At 65.5% G+C, this 15,785-nt stretch carries 13 protein-coding genes; 9 read left to right on the top strand and 4 right to left on the bottom strand.

Annotated elements, in window-relative coordinates; all coding sequences use genetic code 11:
• Position 1: 1 nt before the first annotated feature.
• The gene (locus L2Y97_RS19960; protein ID WP_247430127.1) at positions 2-838 is read right to left on the bottom strand and encodes an alpha/beta fold hydrolase; all 837 of its coding nucleotides are present in this window, start codon (positions 836-838) and stop codon (positions 2-4) included.
• A complete protein-coding gene (gene hemH / locus L2Y97_RS19955) occupies positions 831-1,952 on the bottom strand; it encodes a ferrochelatase (protein WP_247430124.1) in 1,122 nt (373 codons plus the stop codon). Before hemH ends, L2Y97_RS19960 begins: the two co-directional genes overlap by 8 nt.
• Before the next feature lie 108 nt (positions 1,953-2,060).
• On the opposite strand from hemH, the gene L2Y97_RS19950 reads away from it, so the two are divergent.
• From L2Y97_RS19950 to L2Y97_RS19930, 5 genes are all read left to right on the top strand, one after another.
• Positions 2,061-2,750: a lipid-binding SYLF domain-containing protein gene (locus L2Y97_RS19950; protein WP_247430122.1), complete on the top strand. Its 690-nt coding sequence runs from the start codon at positions 2,061-2,063 to the stop codon at positions 2,748-2,750.
• Positions 2,751-2,824: 74 nt separating this feature from the next.
• The gene (gene tatA / locus L2Y97_RS19945; protein ID WP_247430119.1) at positions 2,825-3,064 is read left to right on the top strand and encodes a twin-arginine translocase TatA/TatE family subunit; all 240 of its coding nucleotides are present in this window, start codon (positions 2,825-2,827) and stop codon (positions 3,062-3,064) included.
• Between the two features lie 15 nt (positions 3,065-3,079).
• A complete protein-coding gene (tatB, locus tag L2Y97_RS19940; protein ID WP_247430116.1) occupies positions 3,080-3,502 on the top strand; it encodes a Sec-independent protein translocase protein TatB in 423 nt (140 codons plus the stop codon).
• Positions 3,489-4,241 carry a twin-arginine translocase subunit TatC gene (gene tatC / locus L2Y97_RS19935; protein WP_247430113.1) on the top strand — a complete coding sequence of 251 codons (753 nt, stop codon included), beginning with the start codon at positions 3,489-3,491 and terminating at the stop codon, positions 4,239-4,241. Before tatB ends, tatC begins: the two co-directional genes overlap by 14 nt.
• 5 nt (positions 4,242-4,246) lie before the next feature.
• On the top strand, positions 4,247-4,858 hold the full coding sequence (locus L2Y97_RS19930; RefSeq protein ID WP_247430110.1) for a hypothetical protein: 612 nt from the start codon (positions 4,247-4,249) through the stop codon (positions 4,856-4,858).
• 127 nt (positions 4,859-4,985) lie between these two features.
• Here the strand turns inward: L2Y97_RS19930 and L2Y97_RS19925 are convergent, their stop codons facing one another.
• Both L2Y97_RS19925 and L2Y97_RS19920 read right to left on the bottom strand, forming a co-directional pair.
• Entirely contained in the window at positions 4,986-6,335 is a 1,350-nt protein-coding gene (locus L2Y97_RS19925) for a S41 family peptidase (RefSeq protein WP_247430109.1), read from the bottom strand.
• Between the two features lie 14 nt (positions 6,336-6,349).
• Entirely contained in the window at positions 6,350-7,525 is a 1,176-nt protein-coding gene (locus L2Y97_RS19920; RefSeq protein ID WP_247430106.1) for a murein hydrolase activator EnvC family protein, read from the bottom strand.
• A gap of 339 nt (positions 7,526-7,864) precedes the next feature.
• Here L2Y97_RS19920 and gltB point away from each other — a divergent pair, with 339 nt between their 5' ends.
• The 4 genes from gltB (at position 7,865) to L2Y97_RS19900 (ending at position 15,739) form a co-directional block, all read left to right on the top strand.
• Entirely contained in the window at positions 7,865-12,313 is a 4,449-nt protein-coding gene (gene gltB / locus L2Y97_RS19915; RefSeq protein ID WP_247430104.1) for a glutamate synthase large subunit, read from the top strand.
• Entirely contained in the window at positions 12,310-13,746 is a 1,437-nt protein-coding gene (locus L2Y97_RS19910) for an FAD-dependent oxidoreductase (protein ID WP_247430101.1), read from the top strand. Before gltB ends, L2Y97_RS19910 begins: the two co-directional genes overlap by 4 nt.
• Before the next feature lie 216 nt (positions 13,747-13,962).
• Entirely contained in the window at positions 13,963-14,724 is a 762-nt protein-coding gene (locus L2Y97_RS19905; RefSeq protein WP_247430098.1) for an NRDE family protein, read from the top strand.
• Positions 14,725-14,944: 220 nt separating this feature from the next.
• Positions 14,945-15,739 (top strand): SDR family NAD(P)-dependent oxidoreductase, encoded by a 795-nt coding sequence (locus L2Y97_RS19900; protein WP_247430095.1) that lies wholly within the window; start codon positions 14,945-14,947, stop codon positions 15,737-15,739.
• The last annotated feature ends 46 nt before the right edge of the window (positions 15,740-15,785 follow it).

The following is a 15,785-nucleotide window of genomic DNA, read 5'->3' as shown; positions in this document are numbered from 1 at the left end:
ATCAAAACGCCGCGTGTACCCAGTTGGCGACGGCGTCAGGGTGTTCCAGATGGAGGTGGTGCCCTCCGTCCATATGCGTCACGCGGATGTTCTCCACGCAATCGATGCGAACCTGTAGCGAGTCCGGTTCGAGGTAGGGCGGGTGCGGGTTCGCGAGCAGTAGCGACGTCGGCGCGGCAAGGCCGAGCAACAGCGCCATCACCTGCGTTTCCGCCAGCCGCACCGCCGTAGGCCGCGACAGCCGCGCATCGCTGCGCCAGCTGTAGCCGCCGTCAACAGCATCCAGCCCGCGCTCGACGATATAGCGGCCGAGTTCGGGCGCCAGGCCGCTGGCCAGGGCACGCGCTTCGGCAGCGGATTCGATGGTCGGGAACACCCGCAGCGGCCGGTTGCCCGTGGCCTTCAACGCCATCGCCTCACGGAAGCGATCGAGCGTGCGTGAACCGTCATCACCGAGCGGGCCGAGGCCTTCGATCAACGCCAGCCCGCGCACCCGTTCCGGAGCCGCGATGGCCAGCATCGTCGCCACACCGGCACCCAGCGAATGGCCGAGCAGGTGGAAACGGGGCAGGGCGAGCGCATCGGCTGCGGCGAGCATGGCGCGCACGTAATCCACGTGCTGATAGATGGTGGATTCGGGAAGGTGCGAGGAATGCCCATGCCCCGGGAGGTCCAGTGCAATGACGTGGAAGCGGTCGGCAAGCTTCGGTGCGAGCAGCGCGAAGCTCGCGGCGTTGTCCAGCCAGCCGTGGACCATGAGCAAAGGCTGCGCATCGGGTTCACCCCACGCAAGGCCGCCGAGCTCGAGCCCCGGGATAGATACTTTCAGCTCACGCACCGGCGCCTGCCTTTCGCGCGCGCTCACGGGCGGCGGCCAGCTTTACGGCCTCGGCGGCCGCGTCGTAAGCGGGGTCGAACTCCGGCCAGCCCTGGGTGTGCTTGAGGACCAGATCGGCCAGGGCATCGACGTGGGCCGGTTCCGAGTTAAGGCAGGGGATGTAGCTCAACGTTTCGCCACCCGCTTCGCGGAAGAATTCCGCGTTCTGCATGGCGATCTCTTCCAGGGTCTCAAGGCAATCGACGGCGAAGCCCGGGCTGATCACGTCCAGCCGCTTGATGCCCTTCGCGCCCAGTGCTCTCACCGTTTCATCCGTATAGGGGTGCAGCCAGCGCTCCCGCCCCACGCGCGACTGGAAGCTGAAAATGGCTTCGTCCTCCGACAGCCCCAGCGCCTCGCGCAGCAGCCGCGCCGTGGCATGGCACTGGCAGTAGTACGGATCGCCCGCGCGGGTATAACGCTCGGGAATGCCATGGAAGCTCATCAGCAGCTTCTCGCCGCGGCCGTGGGTTTCCCAATGGGCGCGCACGCTGGCGGCCAGCGCGGCGATGTACGCCGGGTTGTCGTGGTAATCGTTGACCTGGCGCAGCTCGGGCGGCCAGCGCAGGCCCTTCATCGTGTCGGCGACGGCATCGAACACGCTGCCCGTGCTGGTGGCGGAGTACTGCGGGTACAGCGGGAGCACGAGCAGGCGGCGAACCCTTTCGCGTTGCAGCCTGGCGATGGTCGCGGCCACGGAGGGCTTGCCGTAGCGCATAGCCAGCGCAACGGATACCGGACCGGGCCGTCGGCGTGCCAGTTCGGCGCCGAGAGAGGCTGCGAGAGCTTCGCTGCCCACGCGCAGTGGCGAGCCTTCGGCGGTCCAGATCCGCTCATACGCATGCGCGGAGCGTTTTGGGCGAATCCTCAGGATGATCCCGTGGAGAATCAGCTTCCAGAGCAGGCGTGGGTATTCGATGACCCGCGGATCGCCAAGGAATTCAGCAAGGTATGGCCGCACCGCGGCCGCCGTGGGCGCGTCAGGTGTACCAAGGTTAACCAGGAGCACCGCTGCCTTCGCGGGAAGGTCATGGGAATGCTCGTTCAGGCCGGTATAGTTCGGGGTACCTGGCATCGGATTCGGTATTTCGCTGGGGACCCGTGAAGTCTGCCATACGCAGGCGTGCGGCTCCTGCGGCAGCATGTCCCGGATCCTGCCTAAAGCGTTCAAAAGGAGCCACCCATGACCTCACGCGTTTCCCTGCTTGCCCTTGGCCTCGCCGCGCTGCTGCCCTCCATGGCCGCCCAGGCCGCCGATCCGCCGCGCAAGCAGGCCACCGAAGCCGTGCGCGTGCTGGATGAAATGATCAACGACGCCCCCGATAAGTCGTTGCCGACCGATCTGCTCAAGAACGCCTGCGCCGTGGCCATCATCCCGGGCATGGTCAAGGGCGGCTTCGTATTCTCTGGCGCCAAGGGCGAAGGCCTCATCGCCGAGCGCAAGGACTGCACGGGCACCTGGTCCAACCCCAATTTCATCTCCACGGCCGCTGCCGGCGTGGGCTTCCAGGCCGGTATCCAGTCGATCGACGTCATCCTCGTCTTCCGTACGCACAAGGGCGTGGACCAGATCATCGATGGCCAGTTCACCATGGGCGCCAGCGCCTCCGCGGCCGCTGGCCCGGTCGGCCGCTCGGCCATGGCGGCCACCAACGGCAAGATGAACGCCGAGATCTACACCTATTCCCGCGCCAAGGGCCTGTTCGCCGGCATTTCGCTGGATGGCTCGCGGATCAGCATCGATGACGACTCTAACGAGGAGATCTACGGCTCGGGTATCACCCCCCGCCGTATTTTTGAAGGCGGCGTCACGAATGTTCCAAGCGAGGTGAACGCATTCCGGGATAAACTCGAGGAGTACACTCAGAAGTGAGTCCCCTCCCGGCGGGTCCCTGAAGGGCCCCGCCTCCGTCCCACCGGTGCCCCAGGGGGTGCCCCGAGGTTCCCATGAGCATTACCCATATCGTCCTCCTGCTGCTTGTCGTCGTGCTGATCTTTGGCACCAAGAAGCTGCGTAACATCGGCTCGGACCTGGGCGGTGCCATGCGCGACTTCAAGAAGGGCATGGATGGCGGCGACGAGGAAGAGCAGCGCCGCCGCGACGCCGAAAAGCTTCGCGCCGAAAGCACCGCCTCGCAGGAAAGCGTCCGGCGCGACAGCACCGAGACCCACGACCGCAATCCGTAAGCCCCGGCTCGCCCCATGATCGAGATCAGCTTCGGCAAGCTGCTGCTGCTCGCGCTGGTGGCGCTGATTGTCCTTGGCCCCGAGCGCCTGCCGCACGCCGCGCGTACGGCGGGTGCCCTGTTGCGCCGCGTGCGTAACGGCTGGGATAGCGTCCGCTCCGAGGTGGAGCGCGAGATCCAGGCCGAGGAAATCAAGCGCACGCTGCGGGAGACCGCCGACAGCGCTCGTACGGCCCAGGAAAATGTCCAGAAGGGCTTTCGCGATGCCAGTAACACGGTATCCGATCCTTTCAAGGACACCAGCGCCCAGGTACGCGATGCCTACACCGAGGCCCAGTCCGCCCACGCGGGCCGGCGCGAGCCCGACCCGGAGCGCGACATGCTCCCGTTGAACCAGGGCGAAGCGCCCGCCCGGAACGAACCGAATGACCGCACGTGATCCGTCGGCCGAAGACGAACTCGAGCAAGGCCTGTTTTCCCACCTGATTGAACTGCGCGCCCGCCTCATGCGCGCGATCGTGGTGCTGCTCATCGTGCTGCTGGCCCTGGTACCCTTGGCCAACCACCTGTACGCCGAGCTGGCCAAGCCGCTGGTCGAGAAGATGCCCAATGGCGCGCATCTGATCGCCACCGAGGTGGCCAGCCCGTTCGTGACACCGCTGAAGTTGGCCTTTTACGTCGCGCTGTTCATCAGCATGCCGATGATCCTGTACCAGCTGTGGTCGTTCGTCAGCCCGGGCCTGTACAAGCACGAAAAGCGCCTGGCGCGGCCGCTTCTGGTCGCCTCGCTGGTGTTGTTCTACGCGGGTTGCGCGTTTGCCTACTTCGTCGTGATGCCCGCTGCGTTCAAGTTCCTCAACGCGGTGACGCCGGAAGGCGTGGCCATGATGACGGACATCACGCATTACCTCGATTTCGTGACGCTGATGTTCTTCGCGTTCGGGTTGTGCTTCGAGGTGCCCGTGGCCGTGGTGATCCTCGCGGCCATTGGCGTGGTCGATGCCGAGAAGCTCAGCAAGGGCCGTGGTTACGCGATCGTAGGCGCGTTTGCTATCGCCGCGTTCATCACCCCGCCCGACCTGCTCTCCATGGTGATGCTTGCAGTCCCCATGTGCCTGCTCTATGAAGTGGGTCTTCTTTCCGTACGATTCCTGCTGAAGCCCCCCACACGGGAGTAAGCGCGATGGCCGGGAGCCGCGGCTGGCTGGCGGTGAAAGGTAAGGACGGCCCGGCGGTACTCGCCGAGCTGGACCTCGTGCGCACCGAGGAAACGGCCTCCCACGCCCAGCGCGGCATGTCTATCGCGCTACCCAACGGCTGGTTCGTGGTTATCACCCGCTTTGCTTCGCCCTTGCTTACCGAGGATTCACTGCTGCCGCTTTCCGCAGGGTGCAAGGTGATCGGCGTGCAGTGGGACGAGGCCTCGGTCAGCGTGGCCACCGCGTACGAAAACGGCAAGTCGGCGTGGCATGTCGAGCACAACGCCGAAAGCACGGTTCGCGTGCTGGTGACCAGCGGCGAGCTGCCGCCACCCTTCGATGTGCTGCATGCCCGGTTCGAAGCGGAACAGGATGCCGCCGATGCGGCAGGCGAAGACGTCGACTGTTTCCACGCATTACCGGTCGAGCTCGCCGAAACCGTCACCGGATTCGAATACGAGCTGGGCGCCGGCGCCTACGGCGTACCTGCATTCGAAGGCTGGAAGATCGGCCAGGAGCCCGTTCCCCGCGCCACCTCACGCCGGCTGCGCCGGCGCATGGCCCGCTCCGCCCGGCCCTGGTGGAAGTTCTGGTAACAACCCCGTAGGAGCCCACCCTGTGGGCGACAGGTTTTCGCGAACGAGTTGCAGGTCCTGTCGCGCCTCGCGAGAAGATGTCGCCCACAGGGTGGGCTCCTACGGGGTGAGTCATGCGCGGAATCCGTCACCGCCGATTGAGCGAGAGACCCTTCAGCACATTCAACGCCTGCGACAGCGCGTAATCCTCCAGCGCCAGCTTCCCGTCATCGTCGCTGGATGACTTGTCGTCCGTCGATGCTTTCTCGTTCGCCAGGTGATTCGGCAGGTCGGCTTCGGAACCGATCAGCGACGGTGCCGTGTCACTCTTGTTCACCGCCAGGTCGGCCAGTGCGATATCCGGCTTGATGCCTTCGGCCTGGATCGACGTGCCATTAGGCGTGTAATAGCGCGCCGTGGTGATTTTCACCGCGCTATCCTGGTCCAGCGGCAGCACGGTCTGCACCACGCCCTTGCCGAACGTGCGGCGTCCCATGATGAGCGCGCGGTGGTTGTCCTTCAGGGCGCCCGAGACGATTTCCGCCGCCGAGGCCGTGCCGTTATCGGCCAAAATCACCATCGGTGCGCCGTTGAGCATGTCGCCGGGGTGCGCATCGAAATGCAGGTTCGCATCGGGCAGGCGGCCCTTCGTGGTGACGATCGTGCCGGAATCCAGGAACGCATCGGCCACGCCAACGGCGGTGGTCAGCAGGCCGCCCGGGTTCGAGCGCAGGTCGAGCACCGCGCCGCGCGGCGCGCCGTTCTTCTTGATGTAATCGCCGAGCTTCTTCTCCAGATCCGTCGCCGTATCCTCCTGGAACTGGCTCAGGCGGATGTACACGTAGCCCGGTTCGAGCTGGCGCACCTTCACCGAGGTGACATTGATGCGCTCGCGCACCAGCGGCATATCGATCGGCTTGTCGGATTTTTCGTGGAGGATGGTGAGCACCACCTTCGAACCCGGATCGCCACGAAGCTTCTTGAAGGCATCATCGATGTTCTGCTGGTCCACGACCATGCCATCGACTTTCAGGATCGTGTCGCCTGGCTTGATGCCGGCGCGCGAAGCGGGCGTATCGTCGATGGGCGAGACGATCTTCAGCAGGCCATCGACCTGCAGCACTTCGATACCGAGCCCGCCGTACTGGCCGGTGGTGTCCTCATCCAGCTCGTCCAGGCCCTCCTTGTCCAGGTACTCGCTGTGCGGGTCCAGGTTCTGCAGCATGCCGCTGATCGCGGCTTTCATGATCGTCTTGTTGTCCAGCTTTTCCACGTAGGCCTGCTGGATGATGTGGTACACCCGGGTGAAGTTGCGGATGTCATCCAGGTCGACGCTATCGTCCGCTTTGGCGGCAACAGCTGCGGCGGAGCTGCTGGAGGCCGCAGGTGCATCGGGTTGCTTTAGCGGTGCCTTCTTCTGCTGCTGGGCCTGGGCAGGGAGCGCCAGCACACCGGCAAGTGCCAGTGCGAGGGCGATGCGAAGGGGGTGCTGGCGCATGCCTTTCTCCGTGGTCAATGCTTTTTCGCTAACCAGCCGCGCGCATCGATGGGTTTGCCACCCTGGCGCAGCTCAAAATACGCGCCGTTGTCGCCGGCAGGCGCCGCGGCGGTGCCGACGGCTTCGCCGGCCTCCACCATGTCGCCCACGCCGTGCAGCAGCGTTTCGTTGTTGCCGTACATGCTCATGAAGCCGTTGCCGTGGTTCACGATGATCATCATGCCGTAGCCGCGCAGGAAGTTGGCGAACACCACGCGGCCGCGCGCCACTGCCTTCACTTCGCTGCCGCGCGGCGCCACGATGATCACGCCATTGCCGAACGCGTGCACGGGCCCATTGGCTGGCCAGGGCAGGTTGCCGCGCAGGTTGCCCAGCGCCGGGCCGGCCGGGACGCCCTTCGGCGCGGGGGCGGGTTCGGCGGCCTTGGCAGCATCGTCGATCACCTTCTGCAGCTTGCCCACCAGGGCGTTCATGTCCTGCTCGTTCTGCTTCAGGGCGGCCATGCGCTGGCCCTGGTCCTTGTATTGGGCATCCGCCGCCGCGACCAGCTTTTGCTGGTCGGCGCGCTGCCGCTCCAGGTCGCCCGCGCGCTTTTCACGCTCGGCCTTGGTCGCCTCCAGTTTCTGCTGCTCGGCACTGATCGCGTTTTCGACATCCTGTAGCCGGGAAAGATCCGCGAGCAGGCCCTTGATCCGTTCGACCCGGTTCTCCTGGAAATAGCGTGAGTACGCCAGGGCACGGGAAATCCGGTCGATATCTTCATCGCCCAGGAGCAGCTGCAGGTCTGACCCCCGGCCCAGCGTGTAGGTGGCGCGGAGCAGGTCGCCCAGGGCGCCCTTATGTTTCTCCAGTTCCGCCTGCATGCTGGCGCGCTGCTCGTTCAGCTGGGCCAGGTCCTGCTGGCGCTGGGCCAGCTCGCCGTCGGTTTCACGGACGGCCTTGGCGGCCGCCGACACTTCTTCGGCTTTCTTTGCCAGGCCGGCATTGGCGGTGTCGCGGGCGTTCGCGGTCTCGCGCTGGTCTTTCGTGAGGCTTTCGATCTGCTGGCGCACCCCCTGCAGCTTCTGCCGGGCTTCATCCTGCTCCGCGCGCGCCTTGGCATCCTGCGCGGCGTGGGCCGGGGGGATGGCGGCTAGGCTGGCGGTGGCTAAGGCAAGGCAGAGGGCGGGCAGGCGGAGGTATGGGCGCATCGCCCGATTATGACCTATCCGCCCGCCGCCTCGCCGTGACCCGCGCCCCTGTAGGAGCGCGCTTGCGCGCGACCGGCCGGGTGTTTCGGGACAGGGTGTCGATGCGGGACCGTATGGCCGCCAATCGCGCGCAAGCGCGCTCCTACAGAGGTCCGGTCCGTGCGTGAGACGTAAGGTTTTCGTTCGGACGTCCAAACGCTTTGACGCAGCGCGGCAAATGTGTGTACCTTCGGGGGTATGCCCTATGCGTGCATGTGATGGTCGGCCGGTTCTCGGCCACGGGGCCACGTGCACGCTTCTGACTATCCCAGCACAACCGTATGCCACAGGAGGCGTTAGGTGAAGCAAGGCACACCGCGCCTATACGACGAGGCGTTTGAACACGACAGCTGCGGCTTCGGTATCGTCGCGCAGATTGATGGGCACGCGAGCGCGAAGCTCGTAAACACCGCGTTTGATGCACTCGCGAAGCTTTCCCACCGCGGCGGCGTGAACGCTGACGGCATCAGCGGCGATGGTTGCGGCGTACTTATCCGTCGCCCGGTCGAGTGGCTGCGTGCACTGGCTACCGATGCGGGCATCACCGTTTCCACGCAGTTCGCAGCTGGTGTCGTCTTCTTCGATACCGAAACGCACGCTGCCGCGGTAGTTACACTTGAAACCGAACTTGCTGCCGCCGGTCTGCGCGTGGCCGGCTGGCGCGATGTCGCCGTGAACAAGGATGCGTGTGGCCCGCTGGCCGCATCGTCCATGCCGCTCGTGCGCCAGGTGTTCGTCGATGCGCCGGGCGATATGCCGCCGGCGGTGTTCGAAGCGGCGTTGTTCCGCGCGCGTCGCCGCGCCGAGCAGGCGCTCAAGGGCGATAAGCAGTTCTATGTTGTCTCGCTGTCGGGCGAAGTTATCGGCTACAAGGCCATGGCGGCGCCCGGGCATCTGCGTGATGTGTATCCTGATCTGAAGCACCCGGCACTGGTCGCCGACGCCGTGGTGTTCCACCAGCGCTTTTCCACCAACACTTCACCGAAGTGGCGCCTGGCGCAGCCGTTCCGCTTCCTCGCCCATAACGGCGAGATCAACACCATCCGCGCGAACCGTCGCTGGATGCAGGCGCGCGGCACGGTCATGCGTTCGGACAAGGTCGATCTTTCCGATATCGGCCCGCTGGTGACCCAGGACGGCTCGGATTCGGAAAGCCTGGATAACGCGCTGGAAGTGCTGCTGATGGGCGGCATGGACCTGCTGACCGCCATGCGCGTGCTCGTACCGCCGGCGTACACCGCGCGCGAGGATATCGATGAAGACCTGGCGGCGTTCTACGAGTACTACGCGCTGCACAGCGAACCGTGGGATGGCCCGGCCGGCCTGGTGATGTGCGATGGCCGGTATGCGGCGTGCACGCTCGATCGCAATGGCCTGCGCCCGGCGCGCTGGGCGCTGTCGGATGACAACCACCTGATCGTCGCTTCCGAAGCCGGCCTCTGGGATGTGCCTTCCTCGCGCATCGTCGCGAAGGGTCGCCTTGCACCGGGCGAAATGATCGCCGTGGATTTCCGTGCGCACCGCTTGCTGCGCGATGCCGATATCGATGCGATCAACCGTGCGCGCGCGCCGTTCCGCGAATGGCTGCGCGAGGGTGTGACGTACCTCGAATCCGACCTGATCGACCCGAGCCTGGCCGCTGAACCACTGCCAGCGGAGGAACTGCGCCGCTACCAGAAGCTGTATGGGCTTTCCCGCGAGGAGAGCGAATCGGTTCTCAAGATCATCGCGGAAACCGAGGCCGAAGCCACGGGTTCGATGGGCGACGACACGCCCATGGCCGTGCTATCGCGCCAGGTACGCCCGCTGTTCGATCGCTTCCGCCAGGCCTTTGCCCAGGTCACCAACCCGCCCATCGATCCGCTGCGCGAGCGGCTGGTCATGTCGCTGGTGACCCAGATCGGCCAGGAGCGGAACATCTTCGATCTCGGTCCGGAGAACGCAAAGCAGATCCTGCTGAATTCGCCGATCCTCTCGCAGCGCAAGCTGCGCCAGATCCTGGCGAACCCTTCGTACGCCAGTACGCCGCGCTTCGATCTTATGTACGGCGCGGATGAAACGCTCGAGCAGGCGATCAACCGCATCTGTGATGACGTGGAAGCGGCCGTGCGCGGCGGTGTCGAAGTGGTGTTCCTCAGCGACCGTTACCCACGTCGCGACCTGCTGCCCATCCATTCGCTGCTGGCCACCGGCGCCGTGCATGCGCGCCTGGTGGAAACGGGCCTGCGATGTCAGTGCAACATCATGGTCGAGACCGCGACGCCGCGCGATCCGCACCAGTTCGCCTGCCTGCTCGGCTTCGGCGCCACCGCCATCTACCCGTGGCTCGCCTACCAGAGCCTGTTCGACATGGGCCGTAGCGGCCACCTCCGCAAGGGCGAAGGCGCCCCGCGTGAAATCGGCCGGAACTACCGCCGCGGCATTCGCAAGGGCCTGCTGAAGATCCTCTCGAAGATGGGCATCTCCACGGTCGCCGGTTATCGTGGCGCCCAGCTCTTCGAGATCGTCGGCCTGTCGCAGGAAGTGGTCTCGCTGTGCTTCCCGGGTACGCCTTCGCGCGTTGGCGGCAGCACGTTCGCCGATCTGGAACAGGAACAGCGCCTGCTTGCCGCGGAAGCGTGGGATGAAGCGCAGGCCCTGCGTGCCGGCGGCCTGTACAAGTACGTGCATGGCGGCGAGTACCACATGTACAACCCCGATGTGATCGCCAGCTTGCAGGTGGCGGTGCGTACGGGCGAGTGGAAGGATTACGAGAAGTACGCCCACTATGTGGATTCGCGCCCGGCCTCGGCGTTGCGCGATCTTCTGGTGCCGCGTGACGCTACGCCGATTCCGCTGGACGAAGTGGAACCGGCGGAAGCGATCCTCAAGCGATTCGATTCCGCGGGCATGTCGCTCGGCGCGCTGTCGCCGGAAGCGCACGAGGCGCTCGCCATCGCGATGAACCGCCTTGGCGCGCGCAGCAATTCCGGCGAGGGTGGCGAAGATCCGTCGCGCTATGGCACCGATCGGCAATCGAAGATCAAGCAGGTGGCCTCCGGTCGCTTCGGCGTCACCCCGGCGTATCTCGTCAATGCCGAAGTCCTGCAGATCAAGATCGCGCAGGGTGCGAAGCCGGGCGAAGGTGGCCAGCTTCCCGGGCACAAGGTCGACCAGACGATCGCTCGGCTGCGTTACGCCAAGCCCGGCATCGGCCTTATCTCGCCACCGCCGCACCACGATATCTATTCCATCGAAGACCTGGCCCAGCTGATCCACGACCTCAAGGAAGTGAATCCGCAGGCGCTGGTCTCGGTGAAGCTCGTCTCGCACGCTGGTGTCGGCACGGTCGCCGCGGGCGTGGTGAAGGCGGGTGCGGATCTCATCACGGTGTCCGGCCATGATGGCGGTACCGGCGCAAGCCCGCTTACCTCGATCAAGTACGCCGGTACGCCTTGGGAACTCGGCCTGGCTGAAACCCAGCAGACCCTGCGTCTGAACGACCTGCGTGGCCGCGTGCGTCTGCAGACCGATGGCGGCCTGAAGACCGGCCTCGATGTGATCAAGGCCGCGATGCTCGGCGCGGAGAGCTTCGGCTTCGGCACCGGACCGATGGTAGCGCTGGGCTGCAAGTACCTGCGTATCTGCCATTTGAACAACTGCGCCACCGGCGTGGCCACGCAGCACCCCGTGCTGCGCCAGAAGCACTTCCTTGGCCTGCCCGATATGGTGATGAACTACTTCCGCTTCATCGCGGAAGATGTGCGCCGCCATCTTGCGCGCCTGGGCGTGCGTTCGCTGGCGGAGTTGATCGGCCAGTCGGATCGGCTGGAACAGCGCGGCGGGGTTACCGCCGTGCAGGAGCGCCTGGATCTGTCGCGGCTGATCGGCGAAGACGGCCTCGGCGAAAAGGTGGACTTCGCCTGTACGCTGGCGCGTAACCCGATGCGCGATCCGGCCGCACTGGCGTCGCGCATTTCCGCCGATGTGCGTGACCTGGTGAAGGATGGCCTGGGTGGCACCTTCAGCTACCCCATCGTCAACACCGATCGCGCCATTGGTGCGCGCTTGTCGGGCGACGTGGCGCGCCGTTGGGGCGATGCCGGCATGGCCGAGCGTCCGATCAACCTGCACCTTACCGGGGCGGCCGGACAGAGCCTCGGCGCGTGGAACGCGGCCGGTGTGCACATCGATCTTATCGGTGAAGCGAACGATGGCGTGGGCAAGGGCATGGCCGGTGGCCGCCTGATCATTCGCCCCCCGGCGGATTCGCCGTTCGCGAGCCAGGATGCGTCGATCATCGGCAATACCTGTTTGTATGGCGCCACCGGTGGCGAGCTGTTTGCGGCCGGCCAGGCCGGTGAGCGCTTCGCCGTGCGTAACTCGGGTGCGCTTGCTGTCGTGGAAGGCGCCGGTGACCACTGCTGCGAATACATGACAGGCGGTGTGGTAGCTGTACTGGGCCGCACCGGCCTGAACTTCGGCGCGGGCATGACCGGCGGCTTCGCCTACGTGCTCGACATCGAGCGCAACTTCGTCGATTGCTACAACCACGAACTCGTCGACATCGTGCGCATCTCGCACGAAGGCATGGAACATTACATGCAGCACCTGCGCCAGCTGATCGCCCGTCACGCCGAACTCACAGATAGTGCATGGGGCCGTCGCGTACTGGGCGATTTCCGCGGCATGCTGCAGCGGTTCTGGCTTGTGAAACCCAAAGCCGCGAGCCTCGATGCCCTGGCCGAAGAACTGCGGAGTGCGGCATGAGCGCGAAGGATTTCCGTTTCCTCGATATCCCGCGGCAAACGCCGCGGACGGTGCCGGTCGCGGTGCGTGTGCTGGGCTACGGTGAGATCTCGGGTGACTTCGCGTCCACCGAGGCCTCGTCGCAGTCGGGCCGTTGCATCGATTGCGGCAACCCGTATTGCGAGCACGCGTGCCCGGTGCACAACTACATCCCGAACTGGCTGAAGCTGGTGCAGGACGGCCGCTTGTTCGAAGCGGCGGCGCTCATGCACGAGACCAACCCGTTGCCGGAGATCTGCGGCCGTGTCTGCCCGCAGGATCGTTTGTGCGAAGGCGCATGCACGCTGGAGCAGGGCGAATTCGGGGCAGTGACGATCGGTAGCGTGGAGCGTTGGGTCACCGACGAGGCGTTCCGCCAGGGCTGGCGCCCGGATCTCTCCCGGGTGAAGGAAACCGGTGCGCGCGTTGCGATCGTGGGTGCGGGCCCCGCAGGCATCGCCTGTGCCGATCGCTTGCGTCGCGCTGGCGTCGCAGCCGACGTGTTCGATCGCCAGCATGAAATCGGCGGCTTGCTGACCTTCGGCATCCCGCCGTTCAAGCTCGACAAGAACATTGTTCGCACCCGTCGCGGCGTGCTCGAAGGCATGGGTGTGCGTTTCCATCTCGGCGTCGAGATCGGCCGCGATATCGAGTTCGATGAACTGCTCAACGACTACGACGCGGTGTTCGTCGGCACGGGTGCCTACACCTACGTCGATGGCCAGCTCGAAGGCCGTGAACTGAATGGCGTACACGATGCATTGCCGTTCCTGATCGCCAATACCGAGCGCCTGTTGCGCGAACAGCCGCCTGCGCCGGAATACGACCTGGCTGGCAAGCACGTGGTTGTGCTCGGCGGCGGCGATACCGGTATGGATTGCAACCGCACCGCCATTCGTTTGGGTGCCGCGTCGGTCACCTGCGTGTACCGCCGCGACGAGCCCAGCATGCCGGGCTCGCGCCGCGAGGTGGGCTACAGCCGCGAGGAAGGCGTGCGCTTCCTGTTCCAGCGCCAGCCGATGGCGCTGGTGGGCGAGGGCGGCAAGGTGAAGGCCGTGCGCGTCGTCGAAACCCAGCTGGTGGATGATGGCGATGGCCGGCCGCGCCCGCGCAACGTGGAAGGCAGCGAGACCGACCTGCGTGCGGATGTGGTGATCCAGGCTTTCGGCTTCCAGCCGAGCCCGCCGGATTGGTGCGATGCCTTCGGCATTGCGCGCGATCGCAGCGGCCGCATCATCACCGGCGCGGAAGGCCACCTGCCGCACCAGACCAGCCACGCAAAAATTTTCGCGGGCGGCGATAACGTACGTGGTGCCGATCTGGTCGTGCGCGCGGTCTACGACGGCCGCGAGGCCGCCGCATCGATCGTGCGCATGCTGGCCAACAAGAAAGCCGCCACCACCGTCGCTGCGTAACCAACCTGCGGCGGTGTGACCGACTCGTGGCGCCGCGGTGGTGCCCACGTGACCTGCTTTTGTAGGAGCGAGCTTGTGCGCGATGGGTGCTTGCCGCAAACACCCATCGCGCGCAAGCGCGCCTTTACAAAGGCGTCGCCTTTCCGGTCAGGCGCGGACGCATGGATGAAATTGGCGCAGAATAGGGGCCATGCCCTCCACGGCCCCCTTCCGCCTATGTGCCTGATCGCCTTTGCCTGGCGCGCGCACCCGCGCTGGCGCCTCGTCATGCTCGGTAACCGCGATGAATTCCACGCCCGCCCCACGGCGCCCCTGGCGCATTGGGATGAAGCGCCGCAAATAGCGGCGGGGCGAGATCTGGAAGCGGGAGGTACCTGGGCCGGTGTCGCACCCCACGGGCGTACCAGCATCATCACCAATGTGCGCGACCTGAAGGCAGACCACAGCGGCCTTTCGCGCGGCTTGCTGGTTGCTGATTACCTCGGCTCTAACCTGCCTGCTTCAGCGCATGCGCTTGAGCTCATCGCTACGGCTCGCGACTACCGGCCGTTCAACCTGCTCACCTTCGACCACGACAGCGCGTATTACCTCGGTAACCACCCCGATGCGCGCTATGAACGCGTAAGCGACGGCGTCCACGGCCTTTCCAACGCCGACTTCAATGCCCCCTGGCCGAAAACCCGCGCCCTCGTGCACAGGCTCGAAGCCTGGATCGAAGACGGACGCGAAGATATCCCAGCGCTGTTTACCATGCTCTCCGACCAGGGCCGCTGGCCCGACGACCTTCTCCCCGATACTGGCATCGGCATCGAACGCGAGCGCTTCCTCTCCAGCGCCTTCATCGTGGGCGAGAACTACGGCACCCGCGCCAGCACGGTCATCCTGGTCGGCCACGATGACGAGGCCACGATCATCGAGCGCCGCTTCGGCCCCAACGGCGTGCCCGAAGGCGAAACCCGCCTGGACCTCCCGCCCTGACCCCTGCGGCACCGTAGGAGCCCACCCTGTGGGCGACATCTTTCGCCTCAATACGACAACTTATAGAAGCCACCGCGAGCTCCGCCGCCCACCGGCAGAACTCCCTCGCGATGAGCGATCCTTCGCGCCAGGGCAAAAGTCTTTCGCCCCGCCAGCGATTGATCCAAGCCCGTTCCGGCCCGACGATGTTCCCATCAACTTTCCTACCGGGAGCTACCCCATGAACATCGATCTCTCCAAGCGCAGCGCCATCGTCACCGGTTCCACCGCCGGCATCGGCCTGGCCATCGCCCAGGGCCTCGCGGGCGCCGGTGCCAGCGTCGTCGTCACCGGCCGTACCCAGGCCCGCGTCGATGCCGCTATCGCCGAGATCAAGAAGGCCGTGCCGAACGCGAAGCTCTCCGGCGTCGCCGCCGACCTCGGCACCGCTGAGGGCGCCGCCACCCTGATCAAGGCCGTGCCGAACACCGATATCCTCGTGAATAACCTCGGCATCTTCGAGCCGAAGCCGTTCTTCGAGATCCAGGACGACGAGTGGACCCGCTTCTTCGAAGTGAACGTGAACTCGGGCGTGCGTCTGTCGCGCCATTACGCCAAGGGCATGGCTGATCGTGGCTGGGGCCGCGTGCAGTTCATCTCCAGCGAATCGGCCCTGCAGATCCCGGCCGAGATGGTCCATTACGGCATGACCAAAACCGCCCAGCTCGCTGTCGCCCGCGGTCTGGCCGAAACCCTCTCGGGTACCGGCGTCACGGTGAACTCGGTGCTCCCGGGCCCGACCCTCTCCGAAGGCGTCGGTGAGTTCTTCGGCAAGATCGCCAAGGACCAGGGCAAGTCGCTGGCGGAAGTGGAGAAGGACTTCATCAGCACCCACCGCCCGACCTCGCTGATCCAGCGCCTGCTGAGCGTCGAGGAAGTGGCCAACATGTCCGTGTACCTCGCCTCCGAACAGGCCAGCGGCACCACCGGCACGGCGGTTCGCGTCGATGGTGGCGTAGCCCGCCAGGTCGTCTAAAACGTCTCGACGGCGTTCCCGCCGTTGTAGGAGCGCGCTTGCGCGC

Origin of the sequence: Luteibacter aegosomatissinici, assembly GCF_023078495.1 — a bacterium.
Taxonomy (GTDB): Bacteria; Pseudomonadota; Gammaproteobacteria; order Xanthomonadales; family Rhodanobacteraceae; genus Luteibacter; species Luteibacter aegosomatissinici.
This window is presented reverse-complemented; position numbering and strand designations above follow the sequence as displayed.